The sequence below is a fragment of the Cyclobacterium salsum genome (assembly GCF_010119245.1).
Taxonomy (GTDB): domain Bacteria; phylum Bacteroidota; class Bacteroidia; order Cytophagales; family Cyclobacteriaceae; genus Cyclobacterium; species Cyclobacterium salsum.
Genome location: NZ_WNKG01000001.1, coordinates 59,523 through 76,414, shown reverse-complemented (window position 1 = coordinate 76,414; position 16,892 = coordinate 59,523). Strand labels below are relative to the sequence as shown.

Sequence of the window (16,892 nt, the reverse complement as noted above, 5' to 3'; positions counted from 1 at the left end):
AAACTACTATTTTATAAACGTAGCTTTCACATCTTTTTTTTAGTTATCGCTCTTTTTAATGGTAAGGCTCAAATGCGATGGGTCCCGTAATTTCAATTCGCAATTATTCAGCGATCTGAAATTATGATAGGCTGTTTTCCAGATGTGACCCTTTTTTTCCAATTTCAGGTCGGGCTGTTTGTCCAATCCACCCGAATACCATTCTCCATGCTCGTGATCAATCAGGTATTGCTGTATGTAATCCCATTGTTTCCTGAATTTTTCAAAATAGCGATTCGGATCATCCGGATACAAATCCGCCATTATGAGCAAGGTGTTCAGCCCTTCAGCCTGCGCCCACCAGTTTTTCGTATCCTTTACTGTTTCAGGAGTTTCCCGTCCCGGAAAATAATATCCTCCATCAAAAAAGCCACCCGAGGCCTCGTCCCAACCAAAGGTCAGGGCATGGTCTACCATTTTCTTTCCGATTTCCCAGGTTTTATAATCATTTTCCAAACCCAAAATATGAGAAGCCTCCATCATAAGGTAGGCTGTCTCCACATCGTGGCCATACGAAACGTGGTCGATGGCATGATGCTTTTCGATGGCCTCCCTACCTTGATCCCGGAAACTTACCGGAGTCCAATCTGCTTCCAGAAAAAGCTGCAAGTACCCTTGCTCCTGAACAATGGTGTCCCTGATCAGCTTTAAAAGCTCTTCGGTACGTTTTTTCACCAGTGGATCATCCCAAACCTGATACAATTCGGTAAATGCCTCCAATAAATGAATGGAACTATTTTGGTCTTTATACCCAATGGTGGAGGTGGAAGGGGTTTCTGCCGAGCGCCCAAGGGGCGTACCATCGCGGGAAAGGTTTTGAAAATACCCCCCATGCACCGGATCATAACTGTGTTCTTCCAACCAATAAAAGGCTTTCTTTGCCAGGCTCAATGCTTCCGGATCTCCTGTTTCTTTGACATGGGCAGCCAAACCATAAATACCAAAGGCATTGCCATAGGCTGTCTTCTCACCGTCACTGCCTTTGGACAGTGCCCCTTCCCGGGTCAACAGGGTGTGAAAGCCTCCGTATTCAGCATCCCAAAATTTGTCCCGGAGAAATTCAAAGCCCATTTTTGCTCCTGCTTTGTAATGCCCCACTTCAGGAAACCTTTCCCTGATTTTTGATAAGGTCCAGAGATGCCTTGCCTGGGAGACGATCATCTTATTCTGATTTTCAGAAGGCGAAAAATCATATTCAAAGCTACTCAAATAGCCTCCAAATTCAGTGTCATAGGCTTTGGGATACCAATGATTAATCATTTCCTGGTTTATGGAATAGGCTATCTCGTCAGCGATAGTCTGACGAACAGCCTCTTGAGCGGAAGCACTGAAAGAAGAGAGCAAAAGGAGTGCTACCAGAAAGGGGGCTAGTTGGATCATTATTTTGGGGTTATAGGGTACTATATCTTTTCGCAGCACGGCGGCCGGTTATTAACGACTCATTTGTTTCTGCGCCGTTTCCAGATCCGGTACAATACAATAACAAAAATAGGCAATAAAATCACAGGCCAATAATCAAAAAAGGGAAGGCTCTCTTCATTGGTATTATTCTGGGAAAATACCAGCGAAGGTACCGTAAGTAAAATTGGCAAAAATAAACGTGTCATTCGCATAGATTTATATATTGTTTGTTGTTTCAAAATGTAATCCATCCCATGGGCTAACTACAATCAGAAAATTATTTAACTATATTTTCGATTATGTTTTGAAAATTAAATAAAAAAATGGTTTTGCACTTTATTTTAGTAAACTTTTAAAAGACTTTACTGTAAAATCCCTAAAAAAGTGCTTTTTTTGCACTGCCATCGTTAAATGGCTAGCCTAACCACAACCACTTGCAACCGCTGGAAATGGAATTGTTTTGAAGTAATCAATTAACCACCAATATGATTTTAGGAATTTTAAAAGAACCGTCACCGGAAACCAGAATATCCCTGCATCCGGAGGCTGTGAAGGTACTCACAGGGTCGGGCAATCAGGTCCTGATAGAAAAAGGAGCAGGAGCATCTTCCTTTCTTTCTGATGAGGTTTTCAAGGACGCAGGTGCCAGCGTAAAATCCAGAGCAGAAGTGCTGGATGCAGCTGAAATGATTTTCCAAATCAACCCGCTTGAACCGGAAGATCAAAAAAAGTTATCCAAAGGAAAGTACCTTATTGGCGTATACCAGCCGCTGGTAGCCAGGGACCTAATGAAAACATTGGCAGAAACGGGAGTTACGCTTTTCAGTATGGATTCCATCCCGCGAATTACCCGGGCGCAAAGTATGGATGTATTGTCTTCCATGAGTACCGTATCCGGCTACAAGGCCGTTTTGTTGGCGGCTGCCAATTTACCCCGGTTTTTCCCGATGTTGATGACAGCAGCCGGGACCATCGCTCCTGCCAAAGTGCTGATAATCGGAGCTGGCGTGGCCGGTCTTCAGGCCATCGCTACTGCCAAAAGGTTAGGGGCAGTGGTAGAAGCGTTTGATACGCGACCCTCTGTAAAAGAGCAGGTAGAGAGCCTCGGAGGCAAGTTTGTAGAGGTTCCGGGAGCCGTAGAGGACAAAGGAGCCGGTGGATATGCCGTGGAGCAATCCGAAGAATACAAACAGAAGCAGTCCGAAATGCTGGAAAAATCCATTGTTAAATCAGATGTGGTCATTACGACTGCGCTGATCCCCGGTAAAAAAGCTCCTGTTTTAATCACAAAAAGCATGTTGGAAAAGATGAGAGCTGGTGCCGTAGTGGTAGATCTGGCGGCAGTTAATGGCGGTAATTGTGAAGGAACGGAAAACAACAAAACCGTCACCTTAAGTGGTGTCACCATCATAGGGAACTCGGCTTTGCCGTCCACCATGCCAGAAGATGCCAGCAAAATGTACAGCAAAAACGTGCAAAATTTACTGAAGTTGTTGCTGAAAGAAGACCAGATAAACCTCAACTTTGAAGACGAGATTATCAAAGGAACCTGCATCACACACGATGGTGAAGTTATTTATGAACCTTTATTAAAATAAAATGGAAGCGATCATAGACTATATTTCTGTTAATCAACAAGAGTTTTACATATTCATTCTAGCCATATTTGTAGGAATAGAGGTAATTTCCAAAGTCCCTACGGTGTTACACACCCCACTGATGTCCGGGTCAAATGCCCTCTCCGGAGTGGTAATCGTGGGATCCATTATCGTCCTGGGAAAAACCGACCCTGCTAACTACCTGGGATTGGTGCTGGGATTTTTAGCGGTGTTGCTTGCCACACTGAATGTGGTCGGAGGCTTTGCCGTCACCAATCGCATGTTAGAAATGTTTAAAAAGAAACCCGGTAAAAAATAATAATTATGATTTTACAACTAATCGATATATGCTATCTGGTAGCGGTAGTGCTTTTTATTCTGGGAATAAAGCTGATGAGTCATCCCGAATCAGCCAGAAAGGGCAATAGCATTGCACTGGCTGGAATGATTTTGGCAATAGTGGCCTCTTTTCTTACCCCTGGCCTGAATAATATTGCGCTCATACTTATTGCCATCGCTTTGGGTACGGTAGGTGGTTTGTACTCCGCCAAAACCGTACAAATGACAGCAATGCCCCAATTGGTCTCGTTCTTCAACGGCATGGGAGGTGCCGCAGCTGCGTTGATTGGGCTGGTAGAATACGGCGATCTACCCGTCAATGACACGGGAAAAGGAGCCGTATTAATGGCCAGCCTTATCATCGGTTCCGTTTCTTTTTCCGGCTCCATGGTTGCTATGGGGAAACTGCAGGGAGTAATCAAAGATATTCGGGTAAACAAAATTCTCGCGTTCATTGTCCTTGGATTTGCCATCGCCCTGGCGGTTTATGTTCTGAACGCAGGGGAAGCCCAGCCCTTACTGGTGTACGGCCTTGTCTTGTTGGCCTTAATTTATGGGTTGCTATTCGTCTACCCGATTGGGGGTGCCGACATGCCGGTGGTGATTTCGTTGCTCAACTCCCTGACGGGGGTGACCGCCGCTACCACCGGTTTATTGTACGACAACAAAGTGATGCTGATGGGAGGTATTTTAGTTGGATCCGCCGGTTTGCTGCTGACCTTATTGATGGCGAAGGCTATGAATCGTTCCGTAAGTAACATTCTCTTTACTTCCTTCGGATCCGCTTCAGGTGTAAGTGCCGCTGGGGCAGACGGAGATCAGGTAGCCAAGGAGATCAATACCTATGACAGTGCCATCCTACTGGCCTATGCCAAACGCGTAGTAGTTGTGCCTGGCTATGGATTGGCTGTCGCTCAGGCGCAGCATGCGGTGCATGATTTGGAAAAAATCCTGGAAGAGAAAGGCGTAGAAGTTACCTATGGGATTCACCCTGTAGCTGGGCGGATGCCCGGGCATATGAATGTATTGCTCGCAGAATCGGATGTTTCTTATGACAAGTTGATCGAAATGGAAGAAATGAACGAACAGCTGCCCAATACGGACGTGGTGATGGTTATCGGAGCGAATGATGTGGTGAACCCGGCAGCCAATGACGATCCTTCCAGTCCCATTTATGGCATGCCTATTCTGGAAGTAAACAGAGCAACCAATGTCATTGTTATTAAGCGAAGCATGAGTTCCGGCTATGCGGGTATCCAGAATGCCCTCTTTTTCGACCCGAAAACCAGAATGCTTTTCGGTGATGCAAAGAAGGTCCTTAATGGGCTGGTTAGCGAAGTGAAAAACATGTAATATTCATTAAAAAAGCCGTCCTTTCCGGGCGGCTTTTTTCTTTGCTGAGAAGCCAAATTGGTTTCGATGCTATTTCCGATTCGAGGATTGGGATTCTTCTAGCGAAAAAATCTGTTCCATAAGGACCCATTTCTCACCCGGAGCGGCCCAGGGGAGGGATTTTTGAAAGCTTCCCATTTTCGCCTCCCATTCCTTTACATTCTTATTTGACGCATCCATACGGGCTTTCTTTTCAAAGGAAAAATCATCCGCTACCTCCATTATCATAAATAGTCGGTTTCCGGTCAGATAGATCTCCATGACCTGTATACCTGCGCCCCGAATACTTTCCTCAATGACCAGAGGTACCGCTTGATGACTTGCCTTGTACCGGGCAATGGTTTCGGGGTTATCCTCCAGGTCTAATGCCAAACAATAGCGTCTCATGTGATTCTGTGTTAAAGTCTGTAAAACCGCCGGGCATTTTCATACCAAACGTTATGTTGAAGGCCTTCCGGTTTCCCCTGTAAATAGGATTCCAAAATTCCGCAAACCTCTCCGTAGGAAGCAGCTAGCGTACAAACCGGCCAGTCGGACCCGAACAGTATTCGGTCCTCCCCAAACGCTTCCATTACTACATCCAAATAGGGATAGAAGTCGGATTTCTCCCAGTTCTGCCAATCCGCTTCCGTCACCATGCCGGAAACTTTGCAGGATACCTGGGGATACCGGCCGAGTTCCGTGATCTTATCTTTCCAGCTGCTTAGTTCTTGCTTCTGAATGGAGGGCTTCGCCAGGTGATCCAATACGAACCTTCCCTTCGAAAAATTTTTTACCGTTTGGAGGACCCCGTCCAGTTGGTGCGGAAATACCAGCAGGTCGTAACTGTATCCAGCCTCAAAGATTTTTGCCAATCCCCGCTGAAAAGCTGGCTTTAATATAAAATTCGGATCGGTCTCGTCCTGCAGCAGGTGCCGAAAGCCTTTCAATTTGGAAAAGGGCTGATAGGCATGTAATCGATCTGTCAAATGGTCAGAAGTCAAATCGATCCAACCAACCACGCCTAAGATAAAGGGGAATTTTTCTGCCAGATCTAGTAGAAACTGGTTTTCCGCTTCGTCAGGTGCAGCCTGGACCGCAACGGTACCGACTACCTGATTCGCCTGCATAAGGGAATGCAACTGATCGGGAAGAAAATCATTGGCTAACAACTCCAAATCCTCCTCTATCCAGGGATACCGTTTGGATTCGTAGTGCCAGAAATGCTGATGGGAATCGATTTTTTCCATAGCTTACATGTTTAATTAGGGGTGGCGATATACCATCGCATTAATATTCATACCGGCTCCTACCGAAGCAAATAATGCATACTCTCCGGAAACAAACCGATGGTTTTTCATTTCACCTTTGGCCACCAAATCGTATAAGATAGGCACCGTCGCCACCGAATTGTTCCCAAATTTCTGAATGCTCATCGGCATAAGATCTGCCGGTATTTCTGTCTGCTGGTACAATTGAAATAAACGCTCCAGAATGTTATGATCCATTTTGGCATTGGCCTGGTGAATCAGTACTTTTTTGATCTTTTCAAGAGGAACTCCTGAGCGATCAATACATGCTTTTAAGGTAGGAGGAACCGTTTTGATTGCGTACTCGTATAGTTTTCTCCCATTCATTTTCAGGAACAAGGTGTCCTCCGGATAATCCGGCTTATAAGAGGGCCCCATACTGAGCAAATGGGCATGATCCAGGGTATCTGACCGGGTTAAATGGGATAGAATCCCCGTCTTTTGTGGCGTTTCAGAAGCCTCTAGGATCACCGCACCTGCACCGTCTGAAAAAATCATGCTATCCATATCGTGGGGGTCGGATATTCGGGACAGATTTTCGGCTCCAATTACCATGACCCGTTTGGCATCTCCCGATTGAAGGTAGTAATTGGCCTGAATCACCCCCTGCAGCCATCCGGGACAACCAAATGGTAAATCATAAGCAACGGTGTAGGGGTTGGCAATGCCAAGCTTGTGCTTGACCCTGGCCGCAATGGTCGGACAGGTATCAATACGGATATTGTCGCTTCGAATATCTCCAAAATTATGTGCCACAATGATGTAATCCAGCGATTCACCATCAATAGAGGAGGTTTCAAGCGCCCTTTTCGCTGCTAGGTAGCCCATATCGGAAGTCATCAGATGATCTTCGAGATACCTTCTTTCCTTGATTTCCGTAATTTTTTGAAGGGTAGCTACAATGTCTGAATTCGGTTTCGCAAGCCTTTCGCCATTGGCGTCGTAAAATTCCCGAGATAAAAAATCTTCGTTAAGAACGGTAATAGCAGGCAAATAACTTCCGGATCCTTTGATAATACTACTAATCATGTGCTATTGTATCAGTGAACAACTCAGTTGGAAAATAAAAGTTCTAAAGTAATGATTTTTCCCGTAGCAGAAATAGAAATTAAAAACTGATTTGATATCATCAAAACGGTGCAGACGCAAGGACTTCGAAAAATGGCATTATCCTTAAGTATAGGGGGAAAATAAAAAAGGATGATATTGATCATCCTTTTTTACCTGACTAGAGATTGGGTTGAGGAGTAGTCCTCAGATAGGGTTTGATTTCCTTATGTCCTTTTGGGAATTTGGCTGGAATGTCCTCATTTTTGATGGCCGGAGCAATGACCACATCCTCGCCATGCTTCCAGTTGGCGGGGGTTGCCACACTGTAATTGGCTGTAAGTTGTAAGGAGTCGATCACCCGAAGCAATTCGTCAAAATTTCTACCCGTACTGGCCGGATACGTGATGATCAATTTGATTTTCTTATCATTCCCGATAATAAAAACCGAACGAACCGTAAAATTCTCGTTGGAATTTGGGTGGATCATGTCGTACAGTTCAGATACCTTTTTATCCTCGTCGGCAATGATGGGAAAATTCACCGTTGTATGCTGGGTTTCATTGATGTCATTTATCCAGGATTTATGACTTTCAACACCGTCTACACTTAATGCCAGCATTTTGACATTCCTTTTATCAAATTCATCTTTTAACTTAGCTGCCGCACCAAGTTCAGTGGTGCAAACCGGCGTATAGTCAGCCGGATGAGAAAAAAGAATCCCCCAGCTATCGCCCAAATACTCATGAAAATTGATTTTACCTACCGAGGAATCTGCGGTAAAATCCGGTGCAATATCTCCTAATCGTAATGACATAATTATATAAATTTAAATTATTCTATAGGTTTAGTAGGAAAACGGTAGCTGGTGAAAAAAAGTTTGTTGAATCGTACCTTTTTTAAAGAAATTCAAATTTAATCGCTAATTTTCAAAGGATTGACCGTTCTTCACCGAATAATTATTTGGTGGGTTTTGGTTTATTATTGAAAGGCCCTATATTTGCAACACCTTTTAGGAAAGAGCTAATTCTTTGATAAAATGGTCCGTTCGTCTAGGGGTTAGGACGCATCCCTTTCACGGATGAAACACGGGTTCGATTCCCGTACGGACTACAAATTTATTACTGTTCTTTTCTTTGTAAGGGTCCGTTCGTCTAGGGGTTAGGACGCATCCCTTTCACGGATGAAACACGGGTTCGATTCCCGTACGGACTACAACAAATAGGGTTTATCTGTCCTAGACAGGTGAATGTTATTTGTGGTTGTTAGTGGTTAAAGTGAATAAAAAAACCTGGTCTCTTGACCAGGTTTTTTTTTGCCCTCTCGGACAACAGCATTCCGTTTTTTGTGATTTTGCTGAAATGGTAATGTAATCGGACGGAGGGAGAAGAGCCTGTCCCGACCAAAGTAGGGAGGGATTTTTTCGTATCTATACCATTTATACGCTAACTGATTTCTGTAAATATGTGGTAGGACTAACAATGAATAAAAATTAAACCTGTAAAATTTTTTCAGCACGGGTCAATTCATCCCAATTTCCGTGATTTATTAATGTAAAATCTACCGATACCGTTTTTTACCACCCCCTGTCTCCCCCTCCTAGAAACAGGAGGGGGCTGGGAGGAGGTCAGTTTTTGAATTCCGTAATCCCGAACGGGAATTTTTTTTGCCTAAACTTACTATCGATTCACAATCAACCTTACCTGAACGGTTTCTCCGCCTCTGGAAATCAACCGAATCAGATAAACGCCTTGCTCCAAACGGTCTACCGGCAGTGCATATTCCGGTTGATTATTATCCCGTACATTCAACAACATTACTTGCTGTCCGCTTAAGGTATAAATTCCGATCCAGTCCAACGGAATACCACCTTCCATACTAACAAATGCCTCAGAAGTTGCTGGGTTTGGATACAGCTTTACCGTCGGCAAGCTGGACGATTCGGGATAATAGGATTCCATCTCTTTATCGGAATCAGTATGGACAATTAATTTCGATGAACTGCCTTGAATAGCCTCTTTTGCGTCGACACGTTCTATAACGATACCCGAGATATTGGCATTGTTTTCAGAAGCGATCAGATTCAGACTAAGTGTGCCATCCACCACTTCTACATTTTCGAAGACGAGTTCAGTGGGCAGATTGTTACTTTCAACGAAAATATCAAAATCATCCTTTACCAGCTGTCCTTCAAGTAGGATATCAAACACACGCTTACCCGGGCCAGCCTCAGGACCCGCCTTTCCATACCAAAGCTCATTATGATACGTATGCACCCGGTAGGTACCATTTTCAACCGGTATGCTATAAGCCAAATTTTGGCTAAAACGCTCTGTTTGGAAAAGTTGGATACTGGAAGCAGAAGTGCTTTTAAAGGTATTATTACTGGAGTAGTAGTCCGGATAGTTCTCATCCCCGATAAAATCCCGGTCTTCATAGGTGACCGAAGTAGTGGTGCCTGTGTTCAGACTCAAGGACCAGGAAGGTGCTTCTTCCCAAACATCAATGCTGATCTGTTCCGAATTGTTGTTCCCATTTTCATCCGTAACTGTCAGTTGAGCCTGATAGGTGCCGGCAACGGTATATTCATGTACGGGATTCGCTTCCTGACTGCTGGCTCCGTCTCCAAAATCCCAGGAGTAAACCAGTGCGGTCTCTCCACTGGAACCGGATCCATTGAAAGCGACTTCCAATGGAGCAACACCTTCGGTATCGCTCGCAAGAATAACCGCCTGAGGAGGAAGGGATCCTTCTGAAAGCGATCGAATAGAGAATCCAGTGATGGAGGCATTATTTTCCAGGGCCACCAGATTGATGGTTAGGACCCCATCACGCACTTCGATGGCTTCGAATGTTAACTCGGTAGGCTGATTGTTGTATTCCGCAAACAAATCCAAATTCTCTTTCACGGTTTCCCCTTCCAAAAGAATCGAATATACCCGCTGTCCGGCGGTTGCTTCAGGGCCATTTTTACCAAACCACAATTCATTGTGATAGGTTTTTACCTCATAGAACCCATTTTCGACAGGAATATCATACGAGAAGTTTCCACCAAATCTTTCCGTTAAAAACAGCGTTGGATCGCCCGCACTACTATTACTATGGGTAGAAGAGTTGGAATAGGTTACTCCTGAGCTATTTTCCCCGAGAAAATCTTTGTCCAGGTAATTAACAGAATTATTCGTTCCTGAATTTACACTTAAGGCGAAATCCGGTTGGGTTTGAACTTCATTTACCTGTATGATCACTTCCGACATATCCTGGTTACCTGCTTCGTCGGTAACCGTTAGACGTGCTGTATACGTCCCTGCATTATTGTAAGTATAAACCGGATCTGCCTCGTTGGAAACCTGACCGTCACCAAAATCCCAGGCATATTGCAAGGATCCCTGACCAATAGAATTGCTTCCCGTAAAGGCTACCGTTAGCGGTACCACACCCGTTTGATCACTTGCATCCAAAAGGGCAACCGGCATGGTATCCCCGCCTTCTTCCGCGATGATGGAAAATCCTGAAATCGAGGCATTGTTGGTGGAAGCCACCAGTCGAATATTCAACACACCGTCAGTAACCACCACATTTTCGTGGGTTAGTGTGACCGGTTGGTCCTCATTCGCTACAAAAAGATCAAAATTTTCCCTGACTACCTCTCCTTCCAAAAAGATATCGTATACCCGTTGACCGGTACTACTTGCGGGTCCTTTTTGACCAAACCACAGCTCATTGTGATAAGTCTTAACCGTATACACGCCATCCGAGACCGGAACGCTATACTCGAAATCCCCTCCATACCTCTCGGTTAGAAAAAGGGTAGGATCTCCGGCAGCACTGTAACTATGCGTGTTGGAAGTAGAAAAACTAATTTCAGCATTATTTTCTCCCAGAAATTCCGCTCCATTGTAGCTGGTGGCATTATTGCTGCCCCCATTAACATGCAAGGAAAAAGCATTCGGGTTTAAAACCGATACAGTAGCCTGGTCGGTTGCCTGATCCCCAGATCCATTGTACACCGTCAAGCTCACCTGGTATTCACCTGGCGTTTCGAAAACATGTGTAGGATTTTGTTCTGCTGAGAAGTTTCCATCTCCAAAATCCCAAAAGAACGTAAAATCGGACGGTTTGCTGATATCATTTGTGAAATCCACTTCCAATGGTGCCCCACCAGACAATACGGAGGCCTTGATAGATGCGAGCGGGACCGTACCCAACTCGCCCTGATTGACAATGGAAAAACCGGAAATGGAAGCATTATTACTGGAGGCAATCAAATCAAGATGAAGAACACCATCGTTGACTTCTATGTTTTCAAAAACCAGCGCAATCGGTTCATTATTACTTTCGACAAATAAATCCAGATTATCTTTGACAACCGTACCTTCCAATACGATATCGTAAACCCGTTTCCCTTCTTCCGCAATACCACCACCCGGTTGACCAAACCAGGTTTCTGAATGGTGCGTGGTCACGGTATAAATTCCATTAGGTACAGGAACTTCGTAGGTGAGATGTGTTGAAAAACGCTCGGTTTTATAAAGGTCTTCGGTTGTCAAGCTTGAATTGCTGTGAACGGACCCACCATTGTGAATGCTGGTAAGATTCAAATCTCCCAGGTAGGTATTTCCCTCAAACTGTACATCGTCCGAAGTTCCTGAATTGTAATACAGGGATACTTCCTCAAATTCACCATCCCCCATAAGTTGAACGATGGTTTGACTTCCCTTTCCCCACTCGATAACCAGGCTGGCTTCCCCTTCGAAAGCATCCCCTTCGTAATCCAACAATAGGGTAAATCGGTGACCAGGCTCCCAAAATTCATTTTCCACTGTTTCTCCTTCCAACACAAGAAAATCCGCCGCATTTGGACCCGTAAGACTGATAGACCTAATCCACAAGCCAGTGTTTCCGTTTTCAAGTGCTACCTCGATTTCTTTTGGCTGGCCCTTTTTAAATTGAACCAAATCAGGCACAACTAACTCGCTTTTCACCAGCTTTTCGCCTCCCGGCTGATCGAAACCAAAAACCTCCATATTCTTTTGATTTCCACCGCCTTTTGTAGGAGATCCACCCAGCACATATAGTCCTTTTCCTGACACAATTCCCTGCGTACCATGCCGGGCAAAATTAAGCGAACTCAACGTTTGCCAGGTTTGGCTAAGCGGGTCAAACATTTCCGTCGTATTCAAAGCAACAGAGCTCGTATCCACTTCACCACCCGCAACGATTAATTTATCCAGGTAATTATTGACAATCGCTCCGGCTCTCGGCGTGGGTAGGTTCTGTCCTTCCGGTAGCGTGCTCCAGGTTTGACTATTAAAATCATAAACATCCACTTCGGGTAATGCCGGGGCAAAGGTTCCTTCGGCTCCACCGGATTGCCTTCCGGATGCCAGGTATAATCGGCTTCCAATAACCGTCGCAAAAAAGTGATCACGGGGTCTGGGAGCATCTTCCAAGACGGTCCACTCGCCGGTTTTTGGATCAAAGGAGTCAAAATAAGGCACGTAACCACCGTCATGACCATCTGTGTTTCCTCCCACAATGTAAAATTTTCCTCTATGTTCCACTACACCGGCTGATCCTCTTCTTCTGCTCTCTGGAATTTCCACTCCCTGTATCCATTCCTCAGCTACCGGATCAAACATCCAGATATGAGTGGCGGGTAATTCATTAGGAAAGTCATTCGTTTGAAAAGCTCCCATTATCCAGATTAGCCCTTCATAGGTAATTGCCTGGAAATGATTAAAGCTGTGTGGATTGATATTCGGCAGCGAACGCCATTCGTCCTTAGCGTAATCGTAAATATCAATGGTTTTGGCACTTTCTCTACCCCCCATCAGGTAAAATTTATCTCCGGCCTGCACAAAACTATTTTCATGCCTGCCTGTGTAGGAAGTATTTTCATTTTTTACATACCATTCCTGATCGACCAGGTCTGGGCTGATGGTCCATGTGAAATTAAACGATTCGGCATCTGAATGAATTTCATCCTCGTCATCGACGGTGATGGTCACCCGGTATGGACTATTTGCCAGCGCACCGTCCTCAATTTTTCCGTAAATGGTTCCATTCGTGGGTTCCAGATACACTCCCGGCGGCAGGCCTTCTGCCGTGTACTTGAGATTTCCGTTCCCACCCGAAGCTGCCACAAACATGCTTCCATCCAATTCGTGACCGGAGAAATTGATCAAATCCTCTATTGCTGTATACTCAATGGGAATTTGAATTGGCTTCCCTAGAATTTCAATACCATTCACAAGTGGGTTTTCCTTTTGCTTCAGGAAGGAAATGTTTAGCTCTCCATCGGTGACAGATACTTCATATTGTTTCATGCCACCAATCAGGTGACCAAATGCTTCTACGATATCAAAGGAAGATGCTACCGTTTCTCCTTCAATTTGAATATCAAAATATCGTTTTAATAAGGTAGAGGTACCTTCGAAACCATTTCCCATATACAAATTAACCAGGTAATTTCCATTTGGCAACGGTATGCTGTAGTCCATGGTGGACTCTGTAGCATACCTTTCCTTGTTAAAAAGCTGTTCGTATCGGGAATCAGATATATACTCAGGAATCGATTCGTGTCTCTGGTCTGCGCTAAAAGAGTTCGTAGCGCTTCTACCTCCGGAGACAGAAAACAAATCGGTTTGCTCCGGACCCGTAACACTATTGGCCAGCCAGTTAGGGGAACCGTCTTCTCCATTGAGCAAGCTACCTCCTGCATTGATTCGTAACAAAATCTCAAAATCCTGTTCTATGGTAACGGCAAACGATTGTTCCACATAGTACCCGTTGGTATCAGTAGCTCGAACGGTAAGATTGGCTGTCACTTCATCACTCGGAGTCATAATCCGGAGAAGGTTGTCTTCAATCTGAGTACCGACCACTGGATTGGTATTTCCGGAAACAGAATAGGTCAGGTTGTTGACACCATCATTATCATCAAAATATTCGTCCAGATTGACCATCACATCCGGATCGCCTATCAGTCGATTCACATCCCGCAAGGTCCGGATGGTGTAGGGAATTTCACCGCTGACTTTGAAATAATTCCACACGCCTATGAAGCTATCTCCAGTATCGTGAGATGATCCGTAAATGCCCATTGCCAAGGGCTTTGACAAATCCTGAATGGCTTCTAAAATAGCTCCATTGGCATTAATCGTACCCAGGGAAATGGCGGGATCGTTGTTATAGGCATATCGGGGTTCTACTGTTCCTTCCACGGGATTTACCACAAAAGACAATTCGATAAGCGTATTAGCATCGGCCTGTTGATCAACAGGGATTTCCAGAAAAAGGGATTCAGCTGACACCACATCGTTGAGCTCCTGAACAGCCGTGATTCCATCTTTGGTAAAGACCAATTTGATAAAATTACTTTGCGTACCATCGCCTATCTGAATACCTACCTCCCCATCTCCGGAATAATCATAAAGTTGTCCGGGAGAAGACAGGCCAATAATGCCGGAGGAAATAACATAATTACCGGTTTCGGTTCCGACATTTACCCCCAGTTGAAACCCTTTTTCCTGATTATTAGCTGTTTCGTTTGCAGTGCCCCCGGTCATGGAAACCTGGATGGCACCAGCCGTACCTCCGTAAATATCGGGAGGACCAGGACTATCATTTCCTTTATCAAGCCATTCCAGCCAGTTTGGGTTATCAGCTCCATTGTTCATCAATCCGGTCAACCCTAGTCCCAGGTAACCAAACTCTTCGCCAAAAGCATCTGACTGGTTCGTAAATAACTGGTTTTCCAGCGGCAAATTGGTAGGATAGCCAATTTGAAATGGATCATTGGCATCCAAAATACCATCTCCATCATCGTCCAGATCATTCAAGTTGGAAACACCGTCTTTATCATAGTCATCCGGGGCGGAACCTCCAGAGCAATAATCTGTTCCATTATCCAACTCATCTTGATTCGTATAGCCATCGTGATCATAATCAGCATTGGGATCAAATGCAGGATCATCCACAGCAATACAAAAGACATCATCGGCTGGGGTTAGCACCATTATTCTATTGTCAAAGGTTGCTACCCAAATGGTTCCCGGGAAAATTTCAGCATCTCCGTTCGTTGCGATACCGAGGGCATTCCCACCATTCAGATTCCATTTGCTGAATTCAGCATCCTTTAATGACCCATCTCCATTTAAATGGATTAAATGAAGGGTGCCTCCATTTTTCCCTACCACCAAAGAACCTTTTAACGCCCCTTCAAAATTCGTACCCTTGTATTCAGCAATCCCGTTGGAATTGTTAGGAAAAACGGTAACGATAGTGGGTTGCGGACCATTGGAATTGGCCAGGGTAGGTGCAATAAAATCCGCTTCGGCCTGATTGGCCAGACTTTGGGGCACCGGAGGCCAGTTAGCAGGTAGGCTATTGGCCGCGTATTCATCAAATCCCGTTTGGCCCGGTGCTACGGGCTCCAGAATCTGGGTTCTGAATTTGTCTGTGGGCGTAAATGCCGGCGTAACGTCGGAGTAATCATTATTATCCCCAATAAATTTTGTGTATAATCCCGCACCTCCCGGTTCAAAAGGGAATGGGGCTCCAGCCTGGTAAGGTTGCCCCGGGTTCGCTCTTATGGGTGTCGGATGTCCTCCATAATAACTACCCGGAGTGTACGTGTCCAGGTCCGAAGTAACCATCAATAGGTGATCCTGATTGTCTACAAATTCCCCGTCTGCAGAGGGGTTTAAAGGGCTGGCACCAGGTTCTCCGGGATCGTAATCATTGCTTACAAGCGTGGCATTTCCCTCGTTAATGGGTAAGCCGCCCCAATTGATATTGGCACCGTTGTCTGTTACAAAAAGTTTTCGGTCCTCGGTTACTACTAAATCATAGGAATTCCGATACCCGGGTGAATATATCTGTACAGGTCCGTCCAGGGAAACCATTCCCATATTCAACCCATCATTTCCGCCAAAGGGGTCATTGACATCTATTCCATCATAATCAGGGTCATTGGGATTGTACACCCCATTTACATTTTCGCGGCTCGGATCATCCAAGGTAGGAATATCGTATTTAAATGATCGGCCTGAATGCGTATCTGTTTGGGTAGGTAACGCTTCCAGGGCATCAAGGTCTATACTTAAAATCGCCGCCGAAAGCGCAAACTCACTAATATAGGTGAAGTTTTTCGATGGAGCTCCGGCATTGGTCAATCCACCACTTGCTACCAACAGATAAGGCTTGCCATTAATAGTGGTAAATTCCAGCCCGTTGGTAGAGTGATTTTCTTCCGACCGGGGCAGACCACGAACCAAATCCGTCACCTCCCAGGTTTCGCCTGTCCAGCTCAAACGGGTAATGACTCCTGAGTTCGTATCCAGCATCTTATCTCCGCTGGGGCCTCCCCATTTCGGATCACTGGAACTCACATAGATGATGGGGTTTTGGGCTGTACCAACCACCGTCAAGCCCGTAATTTGCCGATTTCCCCGATTGTCATAGGCCAACAGCCCATTGTCATCGTAATTAGGAATGTCTTTAACTCCCAATAAAATTTCTTCTCCAACCACCTGGTATTCGTTGGGGCCTCCTTTTTCAATGGTGTAAATTTTAATTTCCCCTTTCAACTGAGCCACGTAAAGCCTTTCATCCGGCCCGAACTGCAGTGAAGTCCCCAGATCAATGTTCTGAAAGCCATTAAAATCCAGAGAAGTCTGATTGAAACTGGCATTTTGAGAATAAACATAATTCTTAGAGGATATACCAATAAAAAGAATGAATAAAAAAAATAATATAGGGTATAATTTTGCTGTTCCCATAA

9 protein-coding genes and 2 tRNA genes are annotated in these 16,892 nt (G+C 45.0%); 5 read left to right on the top strand and 6 right to left on the bottom strand.

Features of this window, described 5'->3' with window-relative positions; all coding sequences use genetic code 11:
- Positions 1-39: 39 nt before the first annotated feature.
- Positions 40-1,419 (bottom strand): AGE family epimerase/isomerase, encoded by a 1,380-nt coding sequence (locus GJS45_RS00250; protein WP_162339449.1) that lies wholly within the window; start codon positions 1,417-1,419, stop codon positions 40-42.
- A 506-nt stretch (positions 1,420-1,925) separates the two neighbouring features.
- Between GJS45_RS00250 and GJS45_RS00245 the strand changes: the two genes are divergently transcribed.
- The 3 genes from GJS45_RS00245 to GJS45_RS00235 are packed head-to-tail and all read left to right on the top strand — an operon-like array spanning position 1,926 to position 4,730.
- Positions 1,926-3,038: a Re/Si-specific NAD(P)(+) transhydrogenase subunit alpha gene (locus GJS45_RS00245; protein ID WP_162339448.1), complete on the top strand. Its 1,113-nt coding sequence runs from the start codon at positions 1,926-1,928 to the stop codon at positions 3,036-3,038.
- Between the two features lies 1 nt (position 3,039).
- Complete coding sequence (locus GJS45_RS00240; protein WP_162339447.1) at positions 3,040-3,357, top strand: NAD(P) transhydrogenase subunit alpha; 318 nt, start codon at positions 3,040-3,042, stop codon at positions 3,355-3,357.
- Positions 3,358-3,362: 5 nt separating this feature from the next.
- Positions 3,363-4,730 carry an NAD(P)(+) transhydrogenase (Re/Si-specific) subunit beta gene (locus tag GJS45_RS00235; protein WP_162339446.1) on the top strand — a complete coding sequence of 456 codons (1,368 nt, stop codon included), beginning with the start codon at positions 3,363-3,365 and terminating at the stop codon, positions 4,728-4,730.
- Positions 4,731-4,799: 69 nt separating this feature from the next.
- On the opposite strand, the gene GJS45_RS00230 is transcribed toward GJS45_RS00235, so the two are convergent.
- The 4 genes from GJS45_RS00230 to GJS45_RS00215 all read right to left on the bottom strand — a co-directional run bounded on the left by GJS45_RS00230 (position 4,800) and on the right by GJS45_RS00215 (position 7,922).
- Entirely contained in the window at positions 4,800-5,156 is a 357-nt protein-coding gene (locus tag GJS45_RS00230; protein WP_162339445.1) for an L-rhamnose mutarotase, read from the bottom strand.
- An 11-nt stretch (positions 5,157-5,167) separates the two neighbouring features.
- Positions 5,168-5,998 carry an amidohydrolase family protein gene (locus GJS45_RS00225; RefSeq protein ID WP_162339444.1) on the bottom strand — a complete coding sequence of 277 codons (831 nt, stop codon included), beginning with the start codon at positions 5,996-5,998 and terminating at the stop codon, positions 5,168-5,170.
- 15 nt (positions 5,999-6,013) lie between these two features.
- Complete coding sequence (locus tag GJS45_RS00220) at positions 6,014-7,087, bottom strand: 3-oxoacyl-ACP synthase III family protein (RefSeq protein WP_162339443.1); 1,074 nt, start codon at positions 7,085-7,087, stop codon at positions 6,014-6,016.
- A 199-nt stretch (positions 7,088-7,286) separates the two neighbouring features.
- Complete coding sequence (locus GJS45_RS00215; protein WP_162339442.1) at positions 7,287-7,922, bottom strand: peroxiredoxin; 636 nt, start codon at positions 7,920-7,922, stop codon at positions 7,287-7,289.
- A 224-nt stretch (positions 7,923-8,146) separates the two neighbouring features.
- Here GJS45_RS00215 and GJS45_RS00210 point away from each other — a divergent pair.
- Both GJS45_RS00210 and GJS45_RS00205 read left to right on the top strand, forming a co-directional pair.
- Positions 8,147-8,218, top strand: a tRNA-Glu gene (locus GJS45_RS00210).
- 30 nt (positions 8,219-8,248) lie between these two features.
- Positions 8,249-8,320 (top strand) — tRNA-Glu (locus GJS45_RS00205).
- Between the two features lie 464 nt (positions 8,321-8,784).
- On the opposite strand, the gene GJS45_RS00200 is transcribed toward GJS45_RS00205, so the two are convergent.
- The gene (locus GJS45_RS00200; protein WP_162339441.1) at positions 8,785-16,890 is read right to left on the bottom strand and encodes a malectin domain-containing carbohydrate-binding protein; all 8,106 of its coding nucleotides are present in this window, start codon (positions 16,888-16,890) and stop codon (positions 8,785-8,787) included.
- Positions 16,891-16,892: the final 2 nt, after the last annotated feature.

Coding starts and splice junctions, on each gene's coding strand:
- GJS45_RS00250 (WP_162339449.1), bottom strand. CDS start 1,419: ATGATCCAACTAGCCCCCTTTCTGGTAGCACTCCTTTTGCTCTCTTCT.
- GJS45_RS00245 (WP_162339448.1), top strand. CDS start 1,926: ATGATTTTAGGAATTTTAAAAGAACCGTCACCGGAAACCAGAATATCC.
- GJS45_RS00240 (WP_162339447.1), top strand. CDS start 3,040: ATGGAAGCGATCATAGACTATATTTCTGTTAATCAACAAGAGTTTTAC.
- GJS45_RS00235 (WP_162339446.1), top strand. CDS start 3,363: ATGATTTTACAACTAATCGATATATGCTATCTGGTAGCGGTAGTGCTT.
- GJS45_RS00230 (WP_162339445.1), bottom strand. CDS start 5,156: ATGAGACGCTATTGTTTGGCATTAGACCTGGAGGATAACCCCGAAACC.
- GJS45_RS00225 (WP_162339444.1), bottom strand. CDS start 5,998: ATGGAAAAAATCGATTCCCATCAGCATTTCTGGCACTACGAATCCAAA.
- GJS45_RS00220 (WP_162339443.1), bottom strand. CDS start 7,087: ATGATTAGTAGTATTATCAAAGGATCCGGAAGTTATTTGCCTGCTATT.
- GJS45_RS00215 (WP_162339442.1), bottom strand. CDS start 7,922: ATGTCATTACGATTAGGAGATATTGCACCGGATTTTACCGCAGATTCC.
- GJS45_RS00200 (WP_162339441.1), bottom strand. CDS start 16,890: ATGGGAACAGCAAAATTATACCCTATATTATTTTTTTTATTCATTCTT.